General features: G+C 68.2%; 15 protein-coding genes and 9 pseudogenes. 16 read left to right on the top strand and 8 right to left on the bottom strand.

Annotated features, from left to right (window positions below; genetic code table 11):
• Positions 1 to 44: 44 nt before the first annotated feature.
• Positions 45 to 1,148, bottom strand: coding sequence for a hypothetical protein (locus ACIOMQ_RS28090; protein WP_401942939.1), 1,104 nt, complete (start codon positions 1,146 to 1,148; stop codon positions 45 to 47).
• Positions 1,145 to 2,611, bottom strand: a complete 1,467-nt coding sequence (locus ACIOMQ_RS28085) for a phenylacetate--CoA ligase family protein (protein WP_402190873.1) — start codon at positions 2,609 to 2,611, stop codon at positions 1,145 to 1,147. Before ACIOMQ_RS28085 ends, ACIOMQ_RS28090 begins: the two co-directional genes overlap by 4 nt.
• A gap of 366 nt (positions 2,612 to 2,977) precedes the next feature.
• Between ACIOMQ_RS28085 and ACIOMQ_RS28080 the strand changes: the two are divergent.
• The 3 pseudogenes from ACIOMQ_RS28080 to ACIOMQ_RS28070 form a co-directional block, all read left to right on the top strand.
• Positions 2,978 to 3,213 (top strand): annotated as a pseudogene (locus tag ACIOMQ_RS28080) (IS5/IS1182 family transposase); the annotation flags it as partial.
• 392 nt (positions 3,214 to 3,605) lie between these two features.
• Positions 3,606 to 3,812, top strand: a pseudogene (locus ACIOMQ_RS28075) (replication-relaxation family protein); the annotation flags it as partial.
• Between the two features lie 246 nt (positions 3,813 to 4,058).
• Positions 4,059 to 4,338, top strand: a pseudogene (locus ACIOMQ_RS28070) (hypothetical protein); the annotation flags it as partial.
• Positions 4,339 to 4,561: 223 nt separating this feature from the next.
• Here ACIOMQ_RS28070 and ACIOMQ_RS28065 read toward each other — a convergent pair.
• Both ACIOMQ_RS28065 and ACIOMQ_RS28060 read right to left on the bottom strand, forming a co-directional pair.
• A complete protein-coding gene (locus tag ACIOMQ_RS28065) occupies positions 4,562 to 5,260 on the bottom strand; it encodes an SDR family oxidoreductase (protein ID WP_402190871.1) in 699 nt (232 codons plus the stop codon).
• Between the two features lie 99 nt (positions 5,261 to 5,359).
• Positions 5,360 to 5,638: pseudogene (locus ACIOMQ_RS28060) on the bottom strand (IS5/IS1182 family transposase); the annotation flags it as partial.
• 563 nt (positions 5,639 to 6,201) lie between these two features.
• Here ACIOMQ_RS28060 and ACIOMQ_RS28055 point away from each other — a divergent pair.
• Positions 6,202 to 7,401, top strand: a complete 1,200-nt coding sequence (locus ACIOMQ_RS28055) for an epoxide hydrolase family protein (RefSeq protein WP_402191037.1) — start codon at positions 6,202 to 6,204, stop codon at positions 7,399 to 7,401.
• Positions 7,402 to 7,449: 48 nt separating this feature from the next.
• Here ACIOMQ_RS28055 and ACIOMQ_RS28050 read toward each other — a convergent pair.
• Positions 7,450 to 7,575, bottom strand: a pseudogene (locus ACIOMQ_RS28050) (phospho-N-acetylmuramoyl-pentapeptide-transferase); the annotation flags it as partial.
• 206 nt (positions 7,576 to 7,781) lie between these two features.
• On the opposite strand from ACIOMQ_RS28050, the pseudogene ACIOMQ_RS28045 reads away from it, so the two are divergent.
• Positions 7,782 to 9,059, top strand: a pseudogene (locus ACIOMQ_RS28045) (alpha/beta fold hydrolase); the annotation flags it as partial.
• 129 nt (positions 9,060 to 9,188) lie between these two features.
• Here the strand turns inward: ACIOMQ_RS28045 and ACIOMQ_RS28040 are convergent.
• Positions 9,189 to 9,356: pseudogene (locus tag ACIOMQ_RS28040) on the bottom strand (transposase domain-containing protein); the annotation flags it as partial.
• Between the two features lie 282 nt (positions 9,357 to 9,638).
• Here ACIOMQ_RS28040 and ACIOMQ_RS28035 point away from each other — a divergent pair.
• Positions 9,639 to 10,843: pseudogene (locus ACIOMQ_RS28035) on the top strand (IS110 family transposase).
• Here the strand turns inward: ACIOMQ_RS28035 and ACIOMQ_RS28030 are convergent.
• Together ACIOMQ_RS28030 and ACIOMQ_RS28025 are read right to left on the bottom strand one after the other, a co-directional pair.
• Positions 10,836 to 11,324, bottom strand: coding sequence for a hypothetical protein (locus ACIOMQ_RS28030; protein WP_401266850.1), 489 nt, complete (start codon positions 11,322 to 11,324; stop codon positions 10,836 to 10,838). The pseudogene ACIOMQ_RS28035 and the gene ACIOMQ_RS28030 sit on opposite strands and share 8 nt — an antisense overlap.
• 221 nt (positions 11,325 to 11,545) lie before the next feature.
• Positions 11,546 to 12,526, bottom strand: a complete 981-nt coding sequence (locus tag ACIOMQ_RS28025) for an aldo/keto reductase (protein WP_402190867.1) — start codon at positions 12,524 to 12,526, stop codon at positions 11,546 to 11,548.
• A gap of 173 nt (positions 12,527 to 12,699) precedes the next feature.
• Here ACIOMQ_RS28025 and ACIOMQ_RS28020 point away from each other — a divergent pair, with 173 nt between their 5' ends.
• The 10 genes and pseudogenes from ACIOMQ_RS28020 to ACIOMQ_RS27975 all read left to right on the top strand — a co-directional run.
• A complete protein-coding gene (locus tag ACIOMQ_RS28020; protein WP_402190864.1) occupies positions 12,700 to 13,611 on the top strand; it encodes a helix-turn-helix transcriptional regulator in 912 nt (303 codons plus the stop codon).
• Between the two features lie 26 nt (positions 13,612 to 13,637).
• Positions 13,638 to 13,898 carry a hypothetical protein gene (locus ACIOMQ_RS28015; RefSeq protein ID WP_401266842.1) on the top strand — a complete coding sequence of 87 codons (261 nt, stop codon included), beginning with the start codon at positions 13,638 to 13,640 and terminating at the stop codon, positions 13,896 to 13,898.
• Positions 13,844 to 14,119 carry a hypothetical protein gene (locus tag ACIOMQ_RS28010; RefSeq protein ID WP_401266839.1) on the top strand — a complete coding sequence of 92 codons (276 nt, stop codon included), beginning with the start codon at positions 13,844 to 13,846 and terminating at the stop codon, positions 14,117 to 14,119. Before ACIOMQ_RS28015 ends, ACIOMQ_RS28010 begins: the two co-directional genes overlap by 55 nt.
• Before the next feature lie 10 nt (positions 14,120 to 14,129).
• Positions 14,130 to 15,077 carry a LysR family transcriptional regulator gene (locus ACIOMQ_RS28005; protein WP_362210063.1) on the top strand — a complete coding sequence of 316 codons (948 nt, stop codon included), beginning with the start codon at positions 14,130 to 14,132 and terminating at the stop codon, positions 15,075 to 15,077.
• 98 nt (positions 15,078 to 15,175) lie between these two features.
• Positions 15,176 to 16,672 (top strand): aldehyde dehydrogenase family protein, encoded by a 1,497-nt coding sequence (locus ACIOMQ_RS28000; RefSeq protein WP_401266837.1) that lies wholly within the window; start codon positions 15,176 to 15,178, stop codon positions 16,670 to 16,672.
• Positions 16,672 to 17,691, top strand: a complete 1,020-nt coding sequence (locus ACIOMQ_RS27995; RefSeq protein ID WP_401266834.1) for an amidohydrolase family protein — start codon at positions 16,672 to 16,674, stop codon at positions 17,689 to 17,691. Before ACIOMQ_RS28000 ends, ACIOMQ_RS27995 begins: the two co-directional genes overlap by 1 nt.
• A 259-nt stretch (positions 17,692 to 17,950) precedes the next feature.
• A complete protein-coding gene (locus ACIOMQ_RS27990; RefSeq protein WP_402190861.1) occupies positions 17,951 to 18,982 on the top strand; it encodes a fumarylacetoacetate hydrolase family protein in 1,032 nt (343 codons plus the stop codon).
• Positions 18,975 to 20,513 carry a class I adenylate-forming enzyme family protein gene (locus ACIOMQ_RS27985; protein WP_402190858.1) on the top strand — a complete coding sequence of 513 codons (1,539 nt, stop codon included), beginning with the start codon at positions 18,975 to 18,977 and terminating at the stop codon, positions 20,511 to 20,513. The genes ACIOMQ_RS27990 and ACIOMQ_RS27985 overlap by 8 nt, the downstream gene beginning before the upstream one ends.
• Complete coding sequence (locus ACIOMQ_RS27980) at positions 20,497 to 21,447, top strand: MBL fold metallo-hydrolase (protein WP_362210049.1); 951 nt, start codon at positions 20,497 to 20,499, stop codon at positions 21,445 to 21,447. The genes ACIOMQ_RS27985 and ACIOMQ_RS27980 overlap by 17 nt, the downstream gene beginning before the upstream one ends.
• A gap of 38 nt (positions 21,448 to 21,485) precedes the next feature.
• Positions 21,486 to 21,644 (top strand): annotated as a pseudogene (locus ACIOMQ_RS27975) (IS5/IS1182 family transposase); the annotation flags it as partial.

The following is a 21,644-nucleotide window of genomic DNA, read 5'->3' as shown; positions in this document are numbered from 1 at the left end:
ACAAGGAACAGGCGAGCATAAGCACGTTCCAGGTCGAGGGGCTTTCACGGGAGTTGGCCGGCATCGGCCTTGCCGGTCGTCGCCCCGTCCGCGAGCCCGGACCAGTTCTGGCGTACCACAGGCACCGATTCACAGCCGCGGAGCCGGGCGTCCCTGCGTGCCTGACCAGGCGACTTCCCGCTGCCCACCGCCCGGCCGTCGACGACCGCGAGCCAGTCGCTCTGGGACAGCTCCGCCCGCAGCGCCTCCACGCCGGTCGGTTCCAAGGCCAGGAGCAGCGCCGGGTCGGGGGCCGTGGGGGTGTCGGCCGCCACCGCGCGCGGTGTTCCGGCGCGCCACTCGGCGGTGGTCCGCTCGCCGGACCTGGACCGTGACCACAGCACGTGCTGCAACACGATCAGCGGTCCCAGTGCCGTCAGGAGCGGGAAGGCGCCCGTCAGCACTCCCAAGCCGAACAGCAGACTGACGCTCGCGGAAACCGCCAGTCCGACTCCAGCTGCGAGAAGTGCGGCGGCCCGTCCGAAGGCCTTGAGCGCCACCAGCGGGAAGAGCGCGAGGAGCAGCAGGTCGCCCAGCCCGAGCGCCACCGGTGGTCTGCCCTGGGTGACTGCCAGCAGCGGGGCGAACGGCAGTCCCATGACCTGGGCGGCGAACCGGTCCATGACGGAGGTGAGTCCGGTCGCCACCAGGTCGTAGCAGCAGAGCATGCCCGCGAACCACGCCGCGTGGACGGAGCGCATCCCGCTCTGTGCCCACATGTTGGCTACTCCCACCACGGCGATGGCGAGCAGCACGTCGGTCAGAGCGGTCACGGCGACCGGCAAGTCCGCGAACGCGCATCCGGCGGTGGTGGCCACCAGCGCCCCTGCGGCCGACCAGGCCCGCCCCCCGCCGATCAGCGGCGCGAGGGTGAACTGGAGCGCCGCGCAGAGGACCAGGCCGAAGACGACGGCCACCGCGGTCCGGGGCGCTGCCAGATAGACCAGGGGAGCCGCCGCCACGACGACGCCCATCACGGCGACGTCGGGCAGTTCGTACGTGCCGACCGGAGGGCGGGGCATCCGGACCCGCGCGAAGTAGACGGCACCTGCCGCCGTGATCGCGGCGACGGCGCAGTTGAGGCCGACGAGGGCGAGGGCAGTACTCATGCCGGCCTCCCGACGCGTACGGCGGCGGGACGAACCGACTCGAAGGTGTGCTCGCGCAGATCGGCGCGGACCGGGCCGGTCGGCGGCAGGGTGGCCGGATCGTCGTGGAGCACGATGCCGTCCAGCGCGAGGCCCGCCGTTGTGGCCCGCTCCTGCAGCCTGCCGAGCAGGGCGGCGGCGGGCGTTCGGCGGACCAGGACATGGAGGACAGGGCCCCCGGGCCGGTCGGCCAGGGCGTAACGCGCCGGCAGCGGTATGTCCGGCTCGGACTCCAGCAGGTTCAGCACCGACCGGGTGGGTACCGCGACACTCCGCGGACCCGACCAGCGGCCGAGTATGGGCGAAGTCGCGGGTAGATGGGTCAGCTCGCACGTGGGCTCGGCCTCGGGACGCCGGACCAGGTCGCCGGTCGCGTAGCGCAGCAGCAGGGTGCAGTCCCGGTAGGGGACGTACGGCGTCTGCACGATGATGCCGACGGCACCGGGCGGCGTCGGCTCGTGTGTCACGGGATCGAGTATCTCCATGTGCCCGAACTCGGTGGTGTGGTGCAGATGTCCCTCGGTGCACGGTGTGCCGCCCGAGGGGAGGGCTTCGGTCATCATGTACGCCGTGGAGATCCGTGCGCCCAGGGCGACTGCGGCCCGCTCCCTCAGCGGATCGGAGAGCACTTCACCGCCGACGCCGATGGACTCCAGGCCGAAGTCCTTTGCCTGCCAGTCGTTTCTCTCCGCTTCTTCGACGAGGGCGGAGAGGTAGGACGCGGAGACCGTCAGATGGGTGATCTGCGGGGCTTTGCCCCGCAGGCCGAGCGGGGTGGCCAGCCGGTCCAGCGCCACGGCCGGGTCCACGGTGCCGATCTGGACGAACGAGGCACCGATCCGGGTCACCGACTCCTCCACGTTGAGCAGCGGCAGGGTCGCCCGGGAGCAGCCCGCGTACGCCATTGTGTGGTGGGGCCGCAGGCCCATGCCGAGCACGGCCGAGACGGTACTCATGGCAACCGCGATCTCCACCTCGGCCCTGGAGTACCAGACAGTGGTGGGGGTGCCGCTGGTCCCCGTGGTGAGCGCCATCAGCGCGGGGGTGGAGGCGGCGGACACGAAGGCGGCCGGCAGACCGCGCAGGGTCTCCTTGGGCGTGACCGGTACGCGGTCCCAGGTCTCCGGGGTGAGACTGCTCGGGTCGAGTCCCAGGGCGTCGAAGGTCTGCCGGTAGTGGGCCGTGTGCTGGGCGGCAGCCCGTGCCGTGGCCCGCAGGCTGCGCTCCGTGACGGTCCGTCGTACGGCGGGGTCGACGGCTCCCGCCTGACCGGGGAGCAGAGCCGAGTCCGCCCCGGGCTCGCCGAACTCGGCCAGGGTCGCGATGAGGTCGCGAGCTATGCGCTCCAGGTCCTGCGGATGGATGCGGCGGTTGCGCAAAATCGCCATGCCGTAGCGGAGTTGACTGAGAGCGGTACCGAACAAGGGGTCTCCTGACGCCTGGACCGGGTTGTCTTCCCGGTCCAGGCCGGGGCCGAACGTCAGACCATGCTGGCGAACATCGCCGCAGTGAGCGTGCTGAAGGCGTACTTGACGTAGTGCTTGACCATGACGGGTCTCCCTTGTTCCGCGCCGCCCGGGGGCGGCTGGGCTCCTGGTGGTGCACTCGCGACCGGGGACGGCCATTCGATTAACGCGACCTTAGAGTAAGGAAATTGAGCGATCAATGGTTTCTCGCGACGAACTGAATCCCCGGTATTCGCTTCGCCGCCCCTTCGCTCTGGTCAAGCGTCCGGCGGATACGTCAGCACCAAGTCCCGTGTGCTGATGGCCAAGTTGGGCTTCACCGCCGAGATCGCCCGCAAGGGCGTGCCCGCCCCGGTCCAGGCCGCCGAGCGCTGGGTCGTGGAGCGTACGCACTCATGGATGAACGACTACGGCAGGCTACGGCGCTGCACCGAGAGGAACGGCGAGGCAGTGGACTTCTCCTTCTACCTCGCTGCCACACTCGTCACGCTCCGTATGCTCGTTCGACGAGCCACTACCACTGGGCCGCTCGCCCCACCACTCGACGCTGGGGATGGTAATTGGCATAGCCGGAAAAGCCTTGGTGCAAGCACGGTCTTCTTGGATTTTGGGGACAGGTGTTACACGCCCCCAACTGTGGGAGGCGTTGGGGGTGGAGTCGTCCTGTGGAACTCAGCTGAGGATGCTGATGGTCAACCAGTCCAACTCTCTCGGTCCCAGCACCGTTGACCCGAAACGGTTGTGGATCTGCCGCTGCTGGGGCGGCCGGTGAGGGAGATGGGCGGCACCGCGAGGGACGCGGCGAAGGTCGGCGCCCCGCACGCCCTGGCGGTGACAGACACCATCGACGGGTTCCGCCAGTCCCCGCCACTGCCCACGAAACCGGTCGCTCGCCGCACGACCCGCCCCGCCCCAGCGGGTCCTGCCGCTACGCCCGCGAGGGCTTGGGTACTTGCGAGGCTGGGAGACCGAGGTCGCGCTGCCGGTCACGGGCACGTTCACAACACCGGCGAAGGGTGGCCTGCGCGCGGACGCCGTCCCGACCGCGCCGGAAGACCGGGTGCCGGTGCTGTTCGTGGAGGTCGACAACCACACCGAACCGGCCGCGGTCGTCGCCGCGAAGATCGAGCGCTACTGCCGGTTCGCCCGACGCCAGGTGAAGAACGACCGGGGCCGTGACGTCCCTTTGTGGTTGACGCTGTGGGACGAATCCGGCCGCGGCGGCTTCCCGCCCGTCGCCCTGGTCTTCACGAAGGACGTCGGCGCGCAGGCACGGATGAGCCGCATCAAGACCATCCGCGACCTGTCCCGCTCCTCCCGGCAGCCCCGCTGGGAAACGCCCACGGGCTGGTCACCGACAGCGTCGGAGCAGGACGGCCGGCGGGACTTCATCGGCACCGTCCCCGTCATCACCGGTGATGACACCCACCTACGCCTTCGGCCTGAACAAACTTCCCGGTGTCGGCACCGAGCGCACCAACTCGGTCTGGATCGTCCCCGTCTTCGGCGACGACGCGGGCGATCCCGGCTATTCCTCCGGAACAGGCTTCTCCGGCCGTGCCAGGACACAGGCATGGCGCTGGAACCTCGACCTCGTCACCGACGTCCACGGCAACGCCTCCACCTACTGGTACAAGGCGGATACGAACCACTACGCAAAGAACGACGACAAGACCAAACTTGCTGCCTAAGTACTCCAGCACTGGAAGGGGCACCACCTTTGCGGGACGCAGCGCCAATACGCCGGCGCGGCCGGGTGGATAGAGAGACCGTGGCCATGCCCTGGTCGACCGCGGGCTCTACCTGCCTAACAAAAACGCACACGGACGGGCTGCATCCACGGTTGAACGCATGCGTATCCCCGGCCTGCTCGACGCCCGGGACCACAGTGGCCCCGGCCCCAGGCACTCACCGATTGGCGTACAGCTTGTCCAGTCCCCCCGAGAGCGCGGCGCGTACCTGGCGGGTGACCTCGTCAACCAGCACTTCGGGTTCATCGTTGAGCAGCCCCGTCATCGTCGCCTCGGCCACGTCGCCGGCGAGGGTTTTCGGGGAGTCGACGTCCGCCGACAAGTCGGTGTCGACATAGCCGGCATGCACGCCGACCACCAGCGTGCCCTGCTCCTGCAGTGCCAGCCGGAAGGCGTTCGTCAGCGACCATTGAGCGGACTTGGAGGCCGCGTAGCTCGGAAACTGCCGATTCGCCACCCACGACGCCACGGATAGCATGTTCACCAGTGCTCCACCGCCATGGGCGGCCAACACGGGCGCGAACGCACGCGAGACAGACCAGGTGCCGAAGTAGTTGACCTCCATCTCGCGTCTGGCACCGTCGAATGACCCCTTTAGCAGCGAGGGGCCACCGGTGACCCCGGCGTTGTTGATGACAATGTTGACATCATCGGCGGCACGTGCGGCTGCGGCGACCTGCTCCTCGTCGGTGACGTCCAGTCGCAGCGGAGTGAGCCCGGAGGCCAAGGCGGCCTTCGAGTCCCGGACGCCGGCGTAGACCTTGGCCGCGCCGTGCGCGAGCAGGGCCTCCGTGAACGCCATTCCGATGCCACGGTTGGCTCCCGTGACAAGGGCTACCGAACCGTTGATGTCCATGATCAACACTTCCGTCAGCGAAGGCGGAGGACTCTCTTCTTCAAGGCTAGTACTCCAGCAGTACCTCTGCTTTTCTCCTGGTCAGCGGCCTGGCGGCGACTAGGACTTATCCGGGCGTCGCGTTCGTAGCCAGATGACGAGGGCTGCCGCTGTCGCGGTGCCGAGGAAGACATGGCCTCGCTTGTCGTAGCGAGTGGCGACCGCCCGGTGCTGCTTCAAGCGGTTGATCGCCCGTTCGGCGGTGTTGCGTTTCTTGTACCGCTCTTCGTCAAAGCCAGGTGGCCGTCCGCCGCGTGAGCTTTCGCGCAGGCGGGCCGCCTGCCTGTCGGCCTTCTCCGGGATGGTGTGCCGGATGCCGCGTCGTCGCAGGTACTGGCGGCAGGGCCCGTTGCTGACCGGCAGGAACGGACGCAGCAGTTCCCACTCGGTGTCTGTCAGATCTCCCGCCCCATGCCCACATCAACGTCCGGGGCGCGGACTACCGCCGGGTGCCAGCAGGAGCGGTGGCGATCTCATCCGCCCTGGGTGGCACACCAGGGCCGATTCATGGCCACGCATCGCCCTCCCGCCACCCGTGGGCAACCCACACTCCCGAGTTGCATGCTTACTCCGAGGTAGGTACCGTTACTTAACGTAACAATCGTGTCGTGTGAGTGCCCCCGGGCCACGCGACTCCAGAGCTGAGATCCCGCGGGCATCGATCCTCGTTCAGACCGACGAGCAGACCGGTCGTCGAGGAAGCAGCCCTTTCGCGTACTCGGCGCCTCCGGAACCGATGGGATGCACCAAGGAGACCCGCCATGCCCGAATTCCTCCGTGCACACTCTCGCCGAACGTTCATCTCCACATCGGCCGCCGCCGTCACCGCGGCAGCGACAGGGTACCTGGGTCTGCAAGGCTGGCCATACACCGGCAAGAAACACATCGGAAAGCCGGCCACCATGGGTGAGCGGCAGAGCATCCGTCCCTTCCGCGTGAACATTCCAGAGCGGGATCTCACCGAATTGCGTCGGCGTGTCATCGCTGCACGGTGGCCCGACCGGGAAACGGTTCGCGATCAGTCCCAGGGTGTCCGGTTGGCCACGATGAAGGAACTCGCCCACTACTGGGTGACGACCTACAACTGGCGGAACGTCGAGGAGAAACTCAACTCGTTGCCGCAGTACATGACGGAGATAGACGGACTTGACATACATTTCATCCACGTCCGCTCCCGTCATCCGAACGCGCTCCCCGTCATCCTGACCCACGGCTGGCCCGGCTCCATCCTGGAATTCCTGAAGGTCATCGAGCCGCTCAGCAACCCGACGGCCCACGGGGGACGCGCCGAGGACGCCTTTCACCTCGTCATACCGTCGATGCCCGGCTACGGCTTCTCGGAACGGCCGACCACCACCGGGTGGAACCCCGACCGCATCGCGCGCGCCTGGGCCGTGCTGATGGAGCGACTGGGATACAAGCACTACGTGTCCCAGGGCGGCGACTGGGGCGCCGTGATATCGGACAAGATGGCCGTACAGCGGCCCCCGGGGCTGCTCGGCATCCACGTGAACTTCCCGGCCACCGTCCCGCCGGACATCGCCGAGAAACTAGCCTGCGGCGACCCGGTACCGGCCGGCCTGAGCCCGGACGAGAAGGCCGCGTACGAGAAACTGGCCACCTTCTACAAGACGGGGTCCGGCTACTCGGCCATGATGGTCACCCGTCCCCAGACCGAGGGATACGGGCTGACGGATTCTCCGGTGGGACTGGCCGCCTGGATGTACGACAAGTTCGCCGCCTGGACCTACAGCGGCGGCCATCCCGAGCGCGTGCTGACCAAGGACGAGATGCTCGACGACATCACGCTCTACTGGGTCACGAACACCGCGGTCTCCTCCTCGCGCCTGTACTGGGAGAACAACGCCAACAACTTCAACGCCGTGTCGGTGTCCCTCCCTGCCGCCATCACGGTGTTTCCCGGCGAGATCTACCAGGCGCCGCGGAGTTGGGCGTCGCGCGCCTACCACAAGCTGTTCTACTACCACCGGGTCGGCAACGGCGGCCACTTCGCGGCCTGGGAGGTACCGGACCTCTTCACGGACGAACTCCGCGCGGCGTTCCGCTCCCTGCGCGGCTCAAAGGCAAGCGCAGGGAAGTGAACCGTTCGGCCCCGACGCCGACACCCGGGGGCTTCCGATCACAATGGCTCAGCGGGCGTAGAACAGACCGATGCCGACGACGCAGGCCCCTTGGATGATCCAGGAACGGACCACGACAAGGACTTCGGACCAGCCCTTGAGCTCGAAGTGGTGTTACAGGGGCGCCATCTTGAACGCGGTCAGTCTGCGCAGACGGACAGGCTCGGCCACCGCACCTCCAGCAGGCGGATCAGACGTCACCGCACATCCAACCGCCACAACCACCAACCCGGTGAACCTATGCGGTCAGAGCACTAGCTAGTGGTGGTTTGTTGACGGCGGGTCAGGGCCGTAGTGGGCCGATAGCAGAGGAACGTCGCCTCGTCGCCTGGGGGCTTGTGATGGCTCGCCGTCTGCCGTGTCCGCCCGCTCCGGGCTCGCTGGAAGCCTACGCCGCGGGCTTCGATGACCTGCTCTCGACGTTGGCGCAGCGCCGAGGGTTTTGCGAGTACCTCGCGGGGCTGCTGCTGCCGCGGGACCGGAACAGGACCCTGACCTGCCTGGCCGGCGCCGAACCCGTCGTCGGGGCTCAGCACGCCTCGGTACAGCGGCTGCAGTTCTTCCTGTCCGAGTCGGCCTGGGACTACGAGCAGGTCAACGCCCGTCGGCTGGAGCTGCTGCTGACCGATCCCGCGACCGCCCCGCACCCAGGCGGGGTGCTGGTGATCGACGACTCGGGCGACCGCGAGGACGGCAAGGCGACCGCGCACATCGGCCGCCAGTGGCTGGGCCGGCTGGGCAGGACCGACAACGGCATCGTCACCGCGACCACCTGCTGGGCCGACGAGAACCTCTACTACCCGCTGTACGCCGTGCCCTACAGCCCCGCCCATCACTTCCCCAAGGGCAAGAGCGATCCCGGCTTCCGCACGAAGCTGCAGATCGCCGCAGAACTGGCCCGCACCGCGAAGGCTGCCGGGGTGGCCTTCCGCGCCGTGGCCGCCGACTGCGCCTACGGCGACCAGGACGGCTTCCGCAGACAACTCGACGCGACAGGACTGCCGTTCGTCATGGCCTTCAAACCGAGCCACGGCACCTGGGCCTACGGCAAGGACGTCTGCACCCCCGTCCATGCCGCCCACTCCTTGACCTGGACGGACCCCGAGCGCCCCGGGGACTGGACCGCCGCCGAGCGCACCTTCCGCGACGGACACACCGAGACCAGGTGGGCCGCCGACGCGACCCTTGGCTGGTGGGGATCCGACGGAGTCGACGGTTCGGGCTGGGGGGCGGTGCATGGTCTCCTGACCGCCGAGGGCTACCGCGTCGCCGTCGTACAGAACTCGACCGAGTCACTCGACGCCGACGCTGCAGCCACCAAGCGGGTACTCGACCAACTCGACGGACCGGTGATTCTCGTCGGCCATTCCTACGGCGGCGCCGTCATCACCGAGACCGGAACCGACGAGCGGGTCGCCGCGCTCGTCTACATCGCGGCGTTCGCCCCCGACACGGGTGAGTCCGTGGGAACCCTGACGGCGAACCCGGCGCCGGGCGCACCGGTGCCTCCCATCCTTCCTCCCGACGACGGGAACCTGTTCCTGGACCGGGAGAAGTTCGCGACCTCCTTCGCGGACGATGTGCCCGAGGAGCAGGCCCAGTTCATGGCCGACTCCCAGGTCCCTTGGAGTGTCGATGCCCTCGCCCCGGAACAGCTCGCCATCCGTGCCGAACGGCCGGGCCACGGCCCGGAACAGCTCCCGCAGCACCGGCCGGCCAAGCCGCTGCCGGGCCCTGGTCAGCGAGGACCTGTTCACCCCGGACCAGGACCGCAGCCCATGGTCACCGGTCTTCACCAGGCGCAGGACCTCCAGGTGGTCGGCCTGCGGGAACACGTACATCGCCAGCACGAAGTACACCGTGAACCGGGCGGAGAACAGACGTCGGCGCTTCTCAAAGCGCCCAGCCTCACCCACCACCCGGTCCACCAGATCAGGCGGACACGACCGGGTCAGGACCCCCAGGCCCAGGCGCTCCAGACGGGATATCAACACATCGCTTCACCTGCCCAGCGGCCACAGAAGCAACGGCATTGGAACGTATGGCCCGGGGGTGGTGTCACCGGTCCCGGAGGCACTGACAGACCGCTGATTAGGGGCATGACCACCGGCTCCTCCGGGAGCAGGGAGGCTCTTCGTAATGTGGATGTGGCGATCGGTGCCGACGGACGGCCGGGTGGGCACGACTGAAGGACGCACGTGATCGACACCGGTGACATCGACGTCTACCTCGGTCTGGACGTCGGCAAGGGCGAACACCACGCCACCGCCGTCACCCCGGCCGGCAAGAAGGCGTTCGACAAGCGCCTGCCCAACAGCGAACCGAAACTGCGCGAGGTGTTCACCAAGCTCCAGGCCAAGCACGGGACCGTGCTCGTCGTGGTCGACCGGCCCGCGTCGATCGGCGCCCTGCCGCTCGCCGTGGCGAGAGACAGGGGCTGCCGGGTCGCCCATCTGCCCGGTCTCACGATGAGCCGGATCGCCGACCTCTACCCGGGCGAGGCCAAGACCGACGCCCGCGACGCGTACATCATCGCGGACGCCGCCCGCGCGATGACCCACACCCTGCGGGCGATCGAACTCGACGACGAGACAGTCGCCGAGCTGGAGATGATCGTGGGATTCGACAACGACCTCGCGGGCGAGGTGACCCGTGTCGGAAACCGACTCCGCGGCCTGCTCACCCAGATCCACCCTCACCTGAAGCGGGTGATCGGCCCGCGCATCCAGCACCCGGCCGTCCCCACACTGCTGGAACGGTTCGGATCCCCGGCCCAGATCCGCAAGGCCGGACGCCGACGGCTGGTCAACCTCATACGCCCGAAGGCGCCGAGGATGGCCGAGCGCCTGGTCGACGACATCTTCACCGCACTCGACGAGCAGACCGTCATCGTCCCTGGCACCGACGCCGCCGCACTGATCGTCCCCAGCCTCGCCACCTCGCCGACCGCCGTGCTCGACCAGCGCAAAATCCTGGCCGCCAGGATCGAGGAACTTCTGGAGACCCACCCTCTTTCCCAGGTCCTGACCTCGATGCCCGGCATCGGTGTCAGGACCGGAGCCCGCATCCTCATCGAGGTCGGCGGCGCAGTAACTTCCCCTCCGCCGCCCACCTCGCCGCCTACGCCGGCCTCGCCCCGGCGACCCGCAGTTCGGGGTCCTCGATCCGTGGTGAGCAACCGTCCCGCCGGGGCAACAAGCAACTCAGAGGGGCCTTCTTCCTGTCCGCGTTTGCCGCCCTGGCCGACCCTGCATCCAGGACCTACTACGACAAGGAAATCGCCCAGGGCAAACACCACACCCAAGCCATCCTCTGCCTCGCCAGACGCCGGGCCGACGTCCTCTTCGCGATGCTCCGCGACGGCACTTTCTACGAACCACGGCCAGCAGCGGCGGTCACGTGACCAGAGGCTCCGCCAACAGCACCCCCTGATCGGCCTCAACATCGAACCCGAGCACCGGATGACTGTGGTCGCCGCCCTCGGCATCCATCAGCACCGGCTTGCCCAGCCGCCGCCCGACCACCCGCAAGAAGCCGCAGAACACATCCAGCCGCTCCTGGCCCTGGAGCTCCCGCAGATCAACATCGAAGTCGATCTCCTCCACCGCCCAGAACCGGAAAATCGCCATCACATCGGCAGCCGGCCAGACCCTCGGCTCCGGGCACTCGGCGTCAGCCGGGCGAGACAGAACTGCCTCCGCCCGAGGCACTGGCAGCACCCTCTCATCTTCGGAATACTGAAACGTCCAGCCGCTCACGCTGACGAGGTCCAAAACCGCCTGCCAGTCCTCAACCGAGGCATCAGGAACAACCACGTCCGGCAGCGACCCCACCAAATCCGGGTCGAAGAAGCTCACTACGTCATCCCACAACAAGCCAGGCATCACGCCATGCTGCCCCGAACCTCCCCAGAACGCAGCCCGATTCCCTTGACGAACCCCATAGGGGCCCCGAAACCAGGCCGTTCCGTGATTGAGCCACACCCTCTCGACAGGGAAGCACGTCGCCGCGACTGAGCCGAGAGCCTCCGGGAAACGAACTATGGCTGCTCGGGTTCTACCGCATATGGATCACACGTGCTGTGCGATCAATAGCGAGGACGGGGTTAGAAGAACGTGGGCTCGCGCGTGACGTAGGGATCTTCGAGCGACTCGATCTCCTCATCCGTGAGCTTGATGTCGAGCGCGTCGACGGCGTCGGCGAGGTGGTGCGGCTTGGTCGCACCCACGATCGGGGCGGAGACCACCGGGTTTTTCAACACCCAGGCCATCGCAACCTGGGCCATCGACACGCCGCGGGCCAGGGCGATGCGCTGGACGGCCTCGACGATGGCCCGGTCGCTGTCGAGGAAAATCGGCCGGTCCTGCTGATCCACTCTCCGGTTCATCCCCGCGCGCTGCGTGGTGCGTTCGCCCCAGGGCCGGGTGACCAGGCCCCCACCCAGAGGACTCCACGGGATGCTTCCCACGCCCTGGTGGGCGAGCAGGCCGAACATCTCGCGTTCCTCCTCGCGATGGATCAGGCTGTACTGGTCCTGCATGGAGACGAATTGGGTCCATCGGTGGGCCTGCGCGGCATGCTGCATCGTGGCGAACTGCCAGGCCCACATCGACGAAGCACCGATATAGCGGGCCTTGCCTGCCTTGACCACATCGTGCAGTGCCTCCATCGTCTCCTCGACCGGCGCCTGCGGGTCGAAGCGGTGGATCTGGTAGAGATCAACGAAGTCGGTGTCCAGGCGCCGCAGCGAGGCATCGATCTGCTCCATGATGGCCTTGCGGGACAGACCCGCCCCGCCCGGACCTTGGTGCATCGGCGCCCACAACTTGGTGGCCAGAACGATGTCCTCGCGCTGGGTGTACTTGCGCAGCGCCCGTCCAACGATCTCCTCAGAGGTGCCCAGGCCGTAGATGTTCGCGGTGTCCCAGAACGTGATGCCGAGTTCGACGGCTTGGCGGAAGATCGGCTCGGCCGCGTTGTTGTCGAGCACCCAGGGGTCCCTCTTGGCGGGGTCGCCGAAGCTCATACACCCCAGGGCGATCCGGCTGATCTTGAGCCCTGACGTTCCCAATCGCGTGTACTCCATGGCCTGCTCCTGCTCGGTGATGGGGACTTGTGTACTTGCTCCCAGAAGGCGGCCGCCTTCACTCCCCACCGTGGCACGAACTACTGCTTACGGCCTCCCACCAGGGGGTTCCTGCTGTTGCAGGTACTGCCAGGCCCCCCCACGCATGCAGAAACGGACGTACGGTTGCAGACATGGACGCCCGCACCGAGTTCCGCGACTTCCTCACCTCCCGCCGCGCCAAAGTCACCCCCGAACAAGCCGGCCTGCCCGCCAACGCCGGAAACCGCCGGGTGACCGGTCTGCGCCGCGAGGAGGTCGCCCTACTGGCCGGCGTCAGCGCCGACTACTACATCAAACTCGAACGCGGCAACGCCCGCGGCGTCTCCGACGCCGTCCTGGAATCCCTCTCCCGCGCCCTCCAACTCGATGAGGCCGAACGCGCACACCTGTTCGATTTGGCCCGCGCCGCCAACACCAGCGCAAGGACGCCCACGCGCACCCCCAAACCTCACGTGCGCCCCAGCATCCAGCGCATCCTGGATTCCATGTCCACCACCCCGGCCTACGTACGCAACCGCCACCTGGACATCCTGGCCACCAACCAACTCGGTAAAGCCCTCATCAGCCCGATCCTCGCGGGCCCGCGCCGGCCGCCCAACGCAGCCCGCTTCATGTTCCTGGACCCCGCAGCCGCCGACTTCTACCTCGACTGGGAACGCATGGCCGCCGGCACCGTCGCGATCCTGCGCGCCGAAGCCGGACGCGACCCCCACAACAAGGCCCTGACCGACCTGGTCGGAGAACTCTCCACCCAAAGCGACCTGTTCCGCACCCGCTGGGCCAGCCACAACGCCCTCCAGCACCGCGGCGGCGTCAAACATCTCCACCACCCCGTCGTCGGCGAACTCACCCTCGAGTACGAAGCCCTGGAACTACCCGCTGACACCGGACTGACCATCATGGCCTACAGCGCCGAACCCGCCACACCCGCACGCGACGCCCTCAACCTGCTGGCCAGCTGGGACGCGACCGCCATCCACAACAACAACTCCGATTCGGAGACTCCTCCCACTTCCACTCCATGGCCTGGCACCTCCGCCTAAAACTCCAGCAGCGAGCATCTTCAGCGTTGCCTCTCCAGGGTGAGAACGCCACCTACCGTTGGTGGACCACGCAGCAGCGGTCCTATCTCGCGCCGTTCAGCTACGCCCAGCCGCACTTCTACCTCCCGCGAGCCCCGGGCCCGGGCAGCCATCCGTGGTTCACGGTCCTCGCCCACACCCCTAAGAACACGAAAGCCAACACCTTCATGGTCTTCGTCAAGGAAGGGACGACGTGGAAGATGTCCGCCGCGACCGGCTTCGACATCGGCCAGACCCGCCACAGGTAGCCCTCGACGCCGACGGGTACGCAACGGCCCTCGATCCGGGCACCACTGGACTGGCGCTGAAGCCGAGCACGCTGCCCGCCGCGGTCAACGACAACTACCTGACCTGCGGCACGAAGAACGGAGCCGTGTTCGGCAAGTCCACCGACGTCACCCAGCAGCGCACGGCCTACAAGAATGGCCGCCTTCGCAGCGCCCAGCCAGTGATGAGAGTTTCGGAGTGAGGGTGGTTCGATGGAGCTGAGGAGTCTCAACCTCAACCTGCTCCTCCATCTCGACGCGTTGCTGTCGCAGCGGAGCGTGTCGGGAGCCGCGGAGAAGCTTGAGCTCAGCCAGCCGACAGTGTCTTCGGCCCTGGCACGGCTCCGCCGGCATTTCGGTGATCCGCTGCTGGTCCGCCAGGGGAACGGCTACGAGTTGACGCCGCTGGCAGTGAACCTGCGGCCGCTCGTTTCGGACGCGATCGCGGGGAACAAACGCGTGTTCATGAGCCAGGCCGAGTTCGATCCCCTTGCGGCGCATCGCGAATTCACGGTGCTGGCCAGCGATTTCTGGCTCGAGGTGATGGGCCCGGCGACCAGTCGCCTGCTCAGTGAGCAGGCGCCGTCCGCCTCGATCCGCTTCGAGCTGCCCCGCGACTTCCAGCTCGAAGCGCCGATGGAGGGCCTGCGCAACGTGGACGGGGCGCTGGCCCCGCGCGGCGCGCTGCACGGCCCCCCGCGTCTGGAACTGCTGAGCACCGAGTGGCGGTGCGTCGTCGGCGCGGACAACCCCCGGGTGGGGGACGTGCTCGACCTGGACACGCTGGCAGCCCTGCCCTGGGCCGTCTTCGCTGACCGATCGTCGACGGCCGACCACTTCACGTCGATCGTCATGCGGCAGGTCCGGCTCTCCGGGCTCACCCCGCGCGTGGAGGTCTCCGCCGGAACCTTCTCGGCGGTGCCGGCTTTCGTGCGTGGCACCGATCGGGTCGCGGTGGTGCACCGTTCGCTGGCCGAGCACGCTGCGCGGACGATGGGGTTGCGGGTCTTCACCCCGCCCTTCCCGACGAACCCGTTGGAGCTGGCGTTCTGGTGGCACCCACATCACGGCCACGACCGCGGGCACCAGTGGTTGCGGAAACAGCTGCGTACGGCCGCCGAACACGTCGCCACCGAGGAACCCGGCTTCGAGCTGCTATAGACCGCGTCTAATCCCGGCATCGGCAGATCGGTCTTCCCTGGGTCGCTTGCGTGACCGAGCGTGGAGGTGCACGCGATGCACTCAGGAAGGACGGGCTCGTGTCGAAAAGTCCCGAAATTGTTCGGTCGCGCTGGTCATCGAAGGACGACGCACACCGATTCGGCGTGGTGAACCCCGCTACCGGACGCCTGCTCGCGCAGGTGCAGTCCGCAGGCCCCACCGAGGTCGACCTCGCGGTACGGGCAGCGGCCGAGGGCCAGCGGTCGTGGGCGCGCCGCACCCCGGCCGAACGCGGAGCCGCGTTGCGGCGGGCCGCCGAGGCGATCCAGGCGCACGCACAGGAGTTGGCCGAACTCGAATCACGCGAGATGGGCAAGCCTGTCTCCCAGGCTCTGAACTTCGACCTGCGCACGGCCGTGGGACTGTTCGATCTTTTCGGCGGGTTGCTGCACGCAGTCACCGGTGATGCCCGCGATTCGGGCCCGATCCTGGACGTCACGGGCCACTATCCGTTCGGCGTGGTCGCCGGCATCGTCCCGTTCAACTGGCCGCCCATCCACACCGCGGGCAAGGCCGCGCCCGCCCTGGCGATGGGCAACGCCATGGTGCTCAAGCCAGGCGAACAGGCCCCGCTGACCGTGATGCGGATCGTCGAGATCGTCTCGGCCGTCCTGCCCGACGACGTGCTGCACGTGGTGCCGGGTGAAGCCGAAACCGGCGCCGCCCTGACGAGGCATCAGCTCATCCGGAAGATCTCCTTCACCGGAGCGCCGACCACCGGGACCGCGGTCGCCAAAGCCGCGGCCGACAATCTGGTCCCTACGGTCCTCGAACTCGGCGGGAAAAACCCGCTGATCGTGTTTCCCGACGCCGATCTGGATGCGGCCGCGCGGGGCATCGTCGAGGGAGGATTCTTCAACCAAGGCGAGGCGTGCACCGCGGCCTCGCGCGTACTTGTCCACCGTGACGTCCGGGATGCGCTCGCCGACCGGGTCGCCAGGGCGGTCGCGGGGCTGGTCGTCGGCGACGGCGCGGACCGGCGCACGCATGTCGGCCCGCTGGTCACCCAGGCACAACAGCAACGCGTCCTGGAGTATCTGCGCGTCGGCGAACAGGAAGGCGCCCGGGTCGCGGCTCGGGCCCAGCTTCCGCACGTTCCGGAGCTGGCCGGCGGGTTCTTCGTGCCCCCGACGCTCTTCGTCGACGTGACACCCGATATGCGCATCGCCCAGGAGGAGATCTTCGGGCCTGTTGTCTCGATGATCACCTTCGACGACGAGGAGGAAGCGATCGTGGTCGCGAACGGGACCGAGTTCGGACTCGTGGCGGGGATCTACACACGCGACTACCAGCGTGGAGTCCGCGTCGGGCGGCGGATCGAGGCCGGCGTCGTCTTCGTCAACCACTACCACCGAGGTGGGGTCGGGGTCCCGTTCGGTGGGACCAAGCACTCCGGTTACGGTCGCGAGCACACGCTGGAGACCCTGCGGGAGTGGACCTACACCAAAACCCTGCGCCTGCCGTTCGGTGAAGGTTCCGTTCCCGAATGGGACGCGGTCAGCGATGTCTTCGACGACGCGACGGGAACCGACTGATGCCTGCGAAGCCGCCGACGACCGACGTGCATGCGCACGCGCTGGTGCCCGGTGTCGAGTCACTGGTGGCCGGGCGCGCGGGTTTGAAACGGGAGCAGCGGGAGACCGCCCGCCGGCTCGGCGCCGAGTCGCTCGCGGTCACGGAGCGGGTGCTGGCCGCGACGAAGGAACGGCTCACTGACCTGGGCACGCGGCTCGCCGCCATGGACGCGGCATCGGTCGACGTGCAGCTGGTGTCGCCCAGCCCGACGCAGTACTACTACTGGGCTGCCCCCGGGCTCGCCCGTGAGATCTGGACCGCCACCCACGAGGGCATCGCCGCGCTGTGCCAGGCCGCGCCGCGGCGGCTGGCCGGGCTGGGCACCGTGCCCCTCCAGCATCCGCAGCTCGCAGCGGCGGCTCTGGAACACGCGGTGCTGGAGTGCGGGCTGCAGGGGATCGAGATCTCGTCGTGGGCACCGGCCCCGGACGGCAGGATCGTCGATCTGTCCGATCCCGGGCTGGACGGATTGTGGGCCCGGGCGGAAGAACTGGACGCCGTGGTGTTCCTGCATCCGATGGGGTGCACCGTGGACGGGCGGTTGGACCGGTGGTACCTGGAGAATGTCGTCGGCCAGCCGTTGGAGCACACCATCGCGCTGAGCCACCTGATCTTCTCCGGCGTCCTCGATCGACACCCCCGGCTCAGGTTGCTGGCCTCCCACGGTGGCGGATACCTGCCGACCTACCTCGGCCGATCCGACCACGCCTGGCACGAACGCCCCGAGGCCCGTGGGTGCCTGCTCCCGCCGAGCGCGTACATGCGTCGGATCGCCGTGGATGCGCTGGTCTACTCGCCCGATGCGCTGCGCGGCCTGGTGGATGTCTTCGGCGCCGAACGCGTGCTGATCGGTTCCGACTACCCCTTCGACATGGGTGTCACCGATCCGGTGTCGCGTCTGGACGCTGCCGGGCTGGCCGACCGGGACCGGGAACTCATCGCCGGAGGCAACGCCGCACGCTGGGGATTGCTGCCGTAGCCGCACGGATGACCTGGCCTTCGAGCACGTCCCGTGCCGCGCCAGGCATCGCGTCCGCGGCACGGCTCCGCGCGACTCGACTCGACCGGTGGCGGTGGCGGGGCGGGCGCGTGCCCATCAGCCCGCCATCCGGCCATCCGGCCATCCGGCCATCGGCAGCACCTCGCCGACAGCTGAGCCCCGGCGCCGCGGACCGCGTCCCGGGTGGCTGCCACTCTCGGCAATTCTGAGCCTCGACCATCGGTGGATCGGAGAAGGTATGCGACTGGTGACGTTTCGGACGGGTGCGGGCGGACCGCGATTCGGGGTCCTCGACGGCGAGACGGTGGTCGAGCCGGGGCCGGTGCTGCAAGGCGAGCAGCGACTTCGATCGGGGCGGACGGCCGTGCAGCGGGCACCCGAGGTGGCGACCGAAATGGTGGCGTTCTTCGCCAGCGGTGACAATGGTCTCGCGCACGCACGCCTGGCGCTCGACGTCGCGCGTGCCTGGAGCGGTCGAGGCGACACCCTCACCGGCGAAGACGGTGCCCCGGTCGTCCATGCGATCGGCGACGTCCGGCTGCTCGCGCCGGTGCCACGGCCGCGCCGTATCCGCGACTACCTGACGTACACCCAGCATGCCACCGGCGCGGGGCTGGCAGTGCCGGAGGCGTTCGCGGCGATGCCCATCTGCTACAAGTGCAACGTCGAGACGATCATCGGCCCGGACGAGGAACTGCTGTGGCCCTCGTACACCGACCAACTCGACTTCGAACTGGAAATCGGCTTCTTCACCTCCGGCGGCGGGCGTGACCTCACCCAGCGCGAGGCCCAGCGGCGCATCGCGGGCATCACGATCTTCAACGACGTCAGCGCCCGCGACATCCAAGCCTTCGAGATGAGCCTGAACATCGGCCCCTCCAAGGGCAAGGACTTCTGCACCGCGATGGGCCCGTGCGTGCTGACGATGGACGAGGTCGACGAGTGGTCGATCGCGATGAGCGCCCGGGTCGACGGCGAGGTGTGGGCTTCGGGCACGTCAAGGGAGCGGCAGTTCTCCTTCGCTGACGTACTCGCCTGGGCCTCGCTCGACGAGGAGGTCCATCCCGGAGAATTCTTGGCGGTCGGCACGGTCGGTGGGGGCTGCGGTCTCGAACTCGACCGATGGATACAGCCGGGCGACGTCGTCGAACTCGAAGTGTCCGGCGTCGGTGTACTCCGCAATGTCGTGGGGTCCAAGCGGGTCCGTCGCGAGGGCACGGGAGTGGCCGGCTTTCACGGCGCGCCGCCTTTCCACGTCGACCATGGCTGACACCTTCGCCGGGCTGCTGCGTCGCAACGCCGCCGACCCGGACAGAATTTTCACCATCCTGCCGGAGGGCGACACGATCACGTACGCCGAGCAGTTCGCCCGCAGTCCCGGCGTAGCGGCGAGCCTGCGTCGCCTCGGCGCGCAACCCGGCGATCGCATCCATGCGCAGTTGCCGAACTGCCCCGAGTTCTTCGATATCTGGTTCGCCACCGCGCTCTCCGGCACCGTCCTCGTGCCGACGAATCCGCAGTCCTTCGCGGACGAACTCCGCCACATCCTCGACGACGCGATCCCGGTCGTCTCGATCCGCGGCGCGGCCGAGGTCGCCGAAATGCGCAGCGGTACGCGGACGACTCCAAGGGACGACACCGGGGAGGAGCCGGGACGGGTTGCCGCCATCCTCTGCACGTCGGGCACCACAAGCCGCGCCAAGGGGGTCGTGGTCACCGACACGAACTGTGTCGCCGTGGGCAACGCCGTCGCCGAGCAGTTGGCCGTCACCGCGGCGGACCGGTGTCTGGTCGTGCTGCCGCTGTTCCACGCGAACGCCCAGTACTACTGCACCATGTCGGCGCTGGTGCGCGGTGCGTCGCTCGCGCTCCCGCCGCGGTTCTCGGCCGGCGGTTGGGCGCGACAGGCACGAACGACGGGCGCGACGCTCGCCAGTCTGTTCGCCGCGCTCGTGCGGATGATCCTGGCCGGCTCGGCCCAGCCCCTCGACGGGCACAACCGGCTGCGGGCGGTGTTGTTCGCCCAGAACCTCACCGCGACCGACGCCGCCACATTCGAGCGCCGCTTCGGCATCCGCCTGGTGCAGCTGTACGGCATGACCGAAACCGTGCTGCCGCCGACCATGAACCCGGTCGACGAGAACCGCCGGTGGGACAGCATCGGCCGCCCCCTTCCGGGCGTCACCGTCGACCTCGTCGACAGGACCGGCACCGTCGTCGACAGCCCCGGCACCGGCGAGATGCGCATCGCCGGACGGCCGGGTGAAACCCTCGCCGCGGGATACTGGCACGACCTCCAGGCCACCGAGGAGACCTTCACCGACCAGGGTCTGCGGACCGGCGACCTCGCACGTCGCGACAGCGACGGCTTCCTGTACTTCGTCGACCGCGCCAAGGAGATGATCAAGCGGTCCGGCGAGAACGTCTCCGCCGGCGAGATCGAACGCGTCGCGGGAGAGCATCCCGCTGCCGCCGAGTGCGCCGCCATCGGTGTCGCTGACCCGATCCGGGACGAGGCGATCGTGCTGGTCGCCGTCGTGCGTTCCGGTCACGGGCTGACGACGAGCGACCTGCTCGGCTGGTGCGCCGAACGGCTCAGCGCGTTCAAGGTCCCCAGCTTCGTCGTCCTCGTCGGCAGCCTGCCACGCACCAGCGTCGGCAAGGTCCACACGGCGGAGTTGAGCACGCGGAGCGAGATCCGCACCCTCGGCAGCCAACCTCACGTCACCCGAAGCCCCACCGCAGCCGGCCTCGCCGACTGCCCGAAGGGAAAGAGCACAACCGATGGCATCGTCACCTGACGTCCCTTACACCCGCGGCCTGCACCGCCTCGCCGAGCACTGCCACGCCTGGCTCGTCCCCGACGGCACATCGGGCTGGAGCAATGCCGGTCTCGTCACCGGGGCCGGAGAATCGCTACTGGTGGACACGCTGTTCGACCTGGCCATGACGCGCGAGATGCTCGATGGGCTGCGACCGGTCACCGACGAGCAGCCGATCCGGACGGTCGTCAACACCCACGCGAACGGCGACCACTGGTTCGGCAACGAACTCCTCGTCGACGCCGAGATCATTGCTTCGCAGGCCACCTTCGAGGAGATGGAGACGAACGGTCCGGACCTCATCCGGGGGGCGCTCGCCCAGCCGGGTCAGGTCGGCCGTTGGTTTCGACGGATCTTCGAACGGTTCGACTTCTCCGACATCACGCCCACCCCCGCCACCCGCACCTTCGACCACGAACTGACCCTGGACGTCGGCGGCACCGAGGTACGGCTGTATCGCCTCGGGCCGGCCCATACCGAGGGTGACAGCGTGGTGTTCGTGCCGTCCGAACGTGTGCTGTACGCAGGGGACCTGCTGTTCATCGGGGGGACCCCGATCAGCTGGGTCGGCTCGGTCTCCCACTGGATCACCGCCTGCGACCGCATGCTCGCGCTCGAACCCGAACTGATCGTTCCGGGCCACGGGCCGGTCGTCGCCGCCTCGGGCATCCACCAGGTGCGCGATTACCTGGTGTGGGTGCTGGAGGAAGCGCGGGCACGCCACGAGAGGGGAATGACACCCGAGGAGGCCATGCGCGACATCAACCTCGGGCGGTTCGCCCAGCTCGACGAGCACACGCGCATCGCTCAGAACGTCCTGGCCGTCTACTACGAACTCGACCCCGCCTTGGAACGCGTCGACACCATCGAAGTGTTCCGCCGCATGGCTGAACTCGAAGGCTTCACCGACTAAGAGCGTGTCCTATGTGGGGTTCGCTCGTCGGGCTGGTCATGGGGCGGGATACGTGGAGTTGGATTGTTCCGGACGGGCTGTGGGAGATCACGAAGCCGCTGATCCCGCCGTCGAAGGTGCGGCCGCAGGGCGGTGGAACGCAGGACACGCCTGATGAGACGCTGTTCGCGGCCATCGTCTACGTGCTGGTGAGCGGG

It is taken from the genome of Streptomyces sp. NPDC087845, from assembly GCF_044742755.1.
Classification (GTDB): domain Bacteria; phylum Actinomycetota; class Actinomycetes; order Streptomycetales; family Streptomycetaceae; genus Streptomyces.
This window is presented reverse-complemented; position numbering and strand designations above follow the sequence as displayed.

Excerpts from the sequence above, each read along its gene's own strand:
- ACIOMQ_RS28005 (WP_362210063.1), top strand. The coding sequence starts at position 14,130 with ATGGAGCTGAGGAGTCTCAACCTCAACCTGCTCCTCCATCTCGACGCG.
- ACIOMQ_RS27980 (WP_362210049.1), top strand. The coding sequence starts at position 20,497 with ATGGCATCGTCACCTGACGTCCCTTACACCCGCGGCCTGCACCGCCTC.
- ACIOMQ_RS28090 (WP_401942939.1), bottom strand. The coding sequence starts at position 1,148 with ATGAGTACTGCCCTCGCCCTCGTCGGCCTCAACTGCGCCGTCGCCGCG.
- ACIOMQ_RS27985 (WP_402190858.1), top strand. The coding sequence starts at position 18,975 with ATGGCTGACACCTTCGCCGGGCTGCTGCGTCGCAACGCCGCCGACCCG.
- ACIOMQ_RS28020 (WP_402190864.1), top strand. The coding sequence starts at position 12,700 with ATGGACGCCCGCACCGAGTTCCGCGACTTCCTCACCTCCCGCCGCGCC.
- ACIOMQ_RS27995 (WP_401266834.1), top strand. The coding sequence starts at position 16,672 with ATGCCTGCGAAGCCGCCGACGACCGACGTGCATGCGCACGCGCTGGTG.
- ACIOMQ_RS28055 (WP_402191037.1), top strand. The coding sequence starts at position 6,202 with ATGGGTGAGCGGCAGAGCATCCGTCCCTTCCGCGTGAACATTCCAGAG.
- ACIOMQ_RS28030 (WP_401266850.1), bottom strand. The coding sequence starts at position 11,324 with ATGCCTGGCTTGTTGTGGGATGACGTAGTGAGCTTCTTCGACCCGGAT.
- ACIOMQ_RS28065 (WP_402190871.1), bottom strand. The coding sequence starts at position 5,260 with ATGGACATCAACGGTTCGGTAGCCCTTGTCACGGGAGCCAACCGTGGC.
- ACIOMQ_RS27990 (WP_402190861.1), top strand. The coding sequence starts at position 17,951 with ATGCGACTGGTGACGTTTCGGACGGGTGCGGGCGGACCGCGATTCGGG.
- ACIOMQ_RS28025 (WP_402190867.1), bottom strand. The coding sequence starts at position 12,526 with ATGGAGTACACGCGATTGGGAACGTCAGGGCTCAAGATCAGCCGGATC.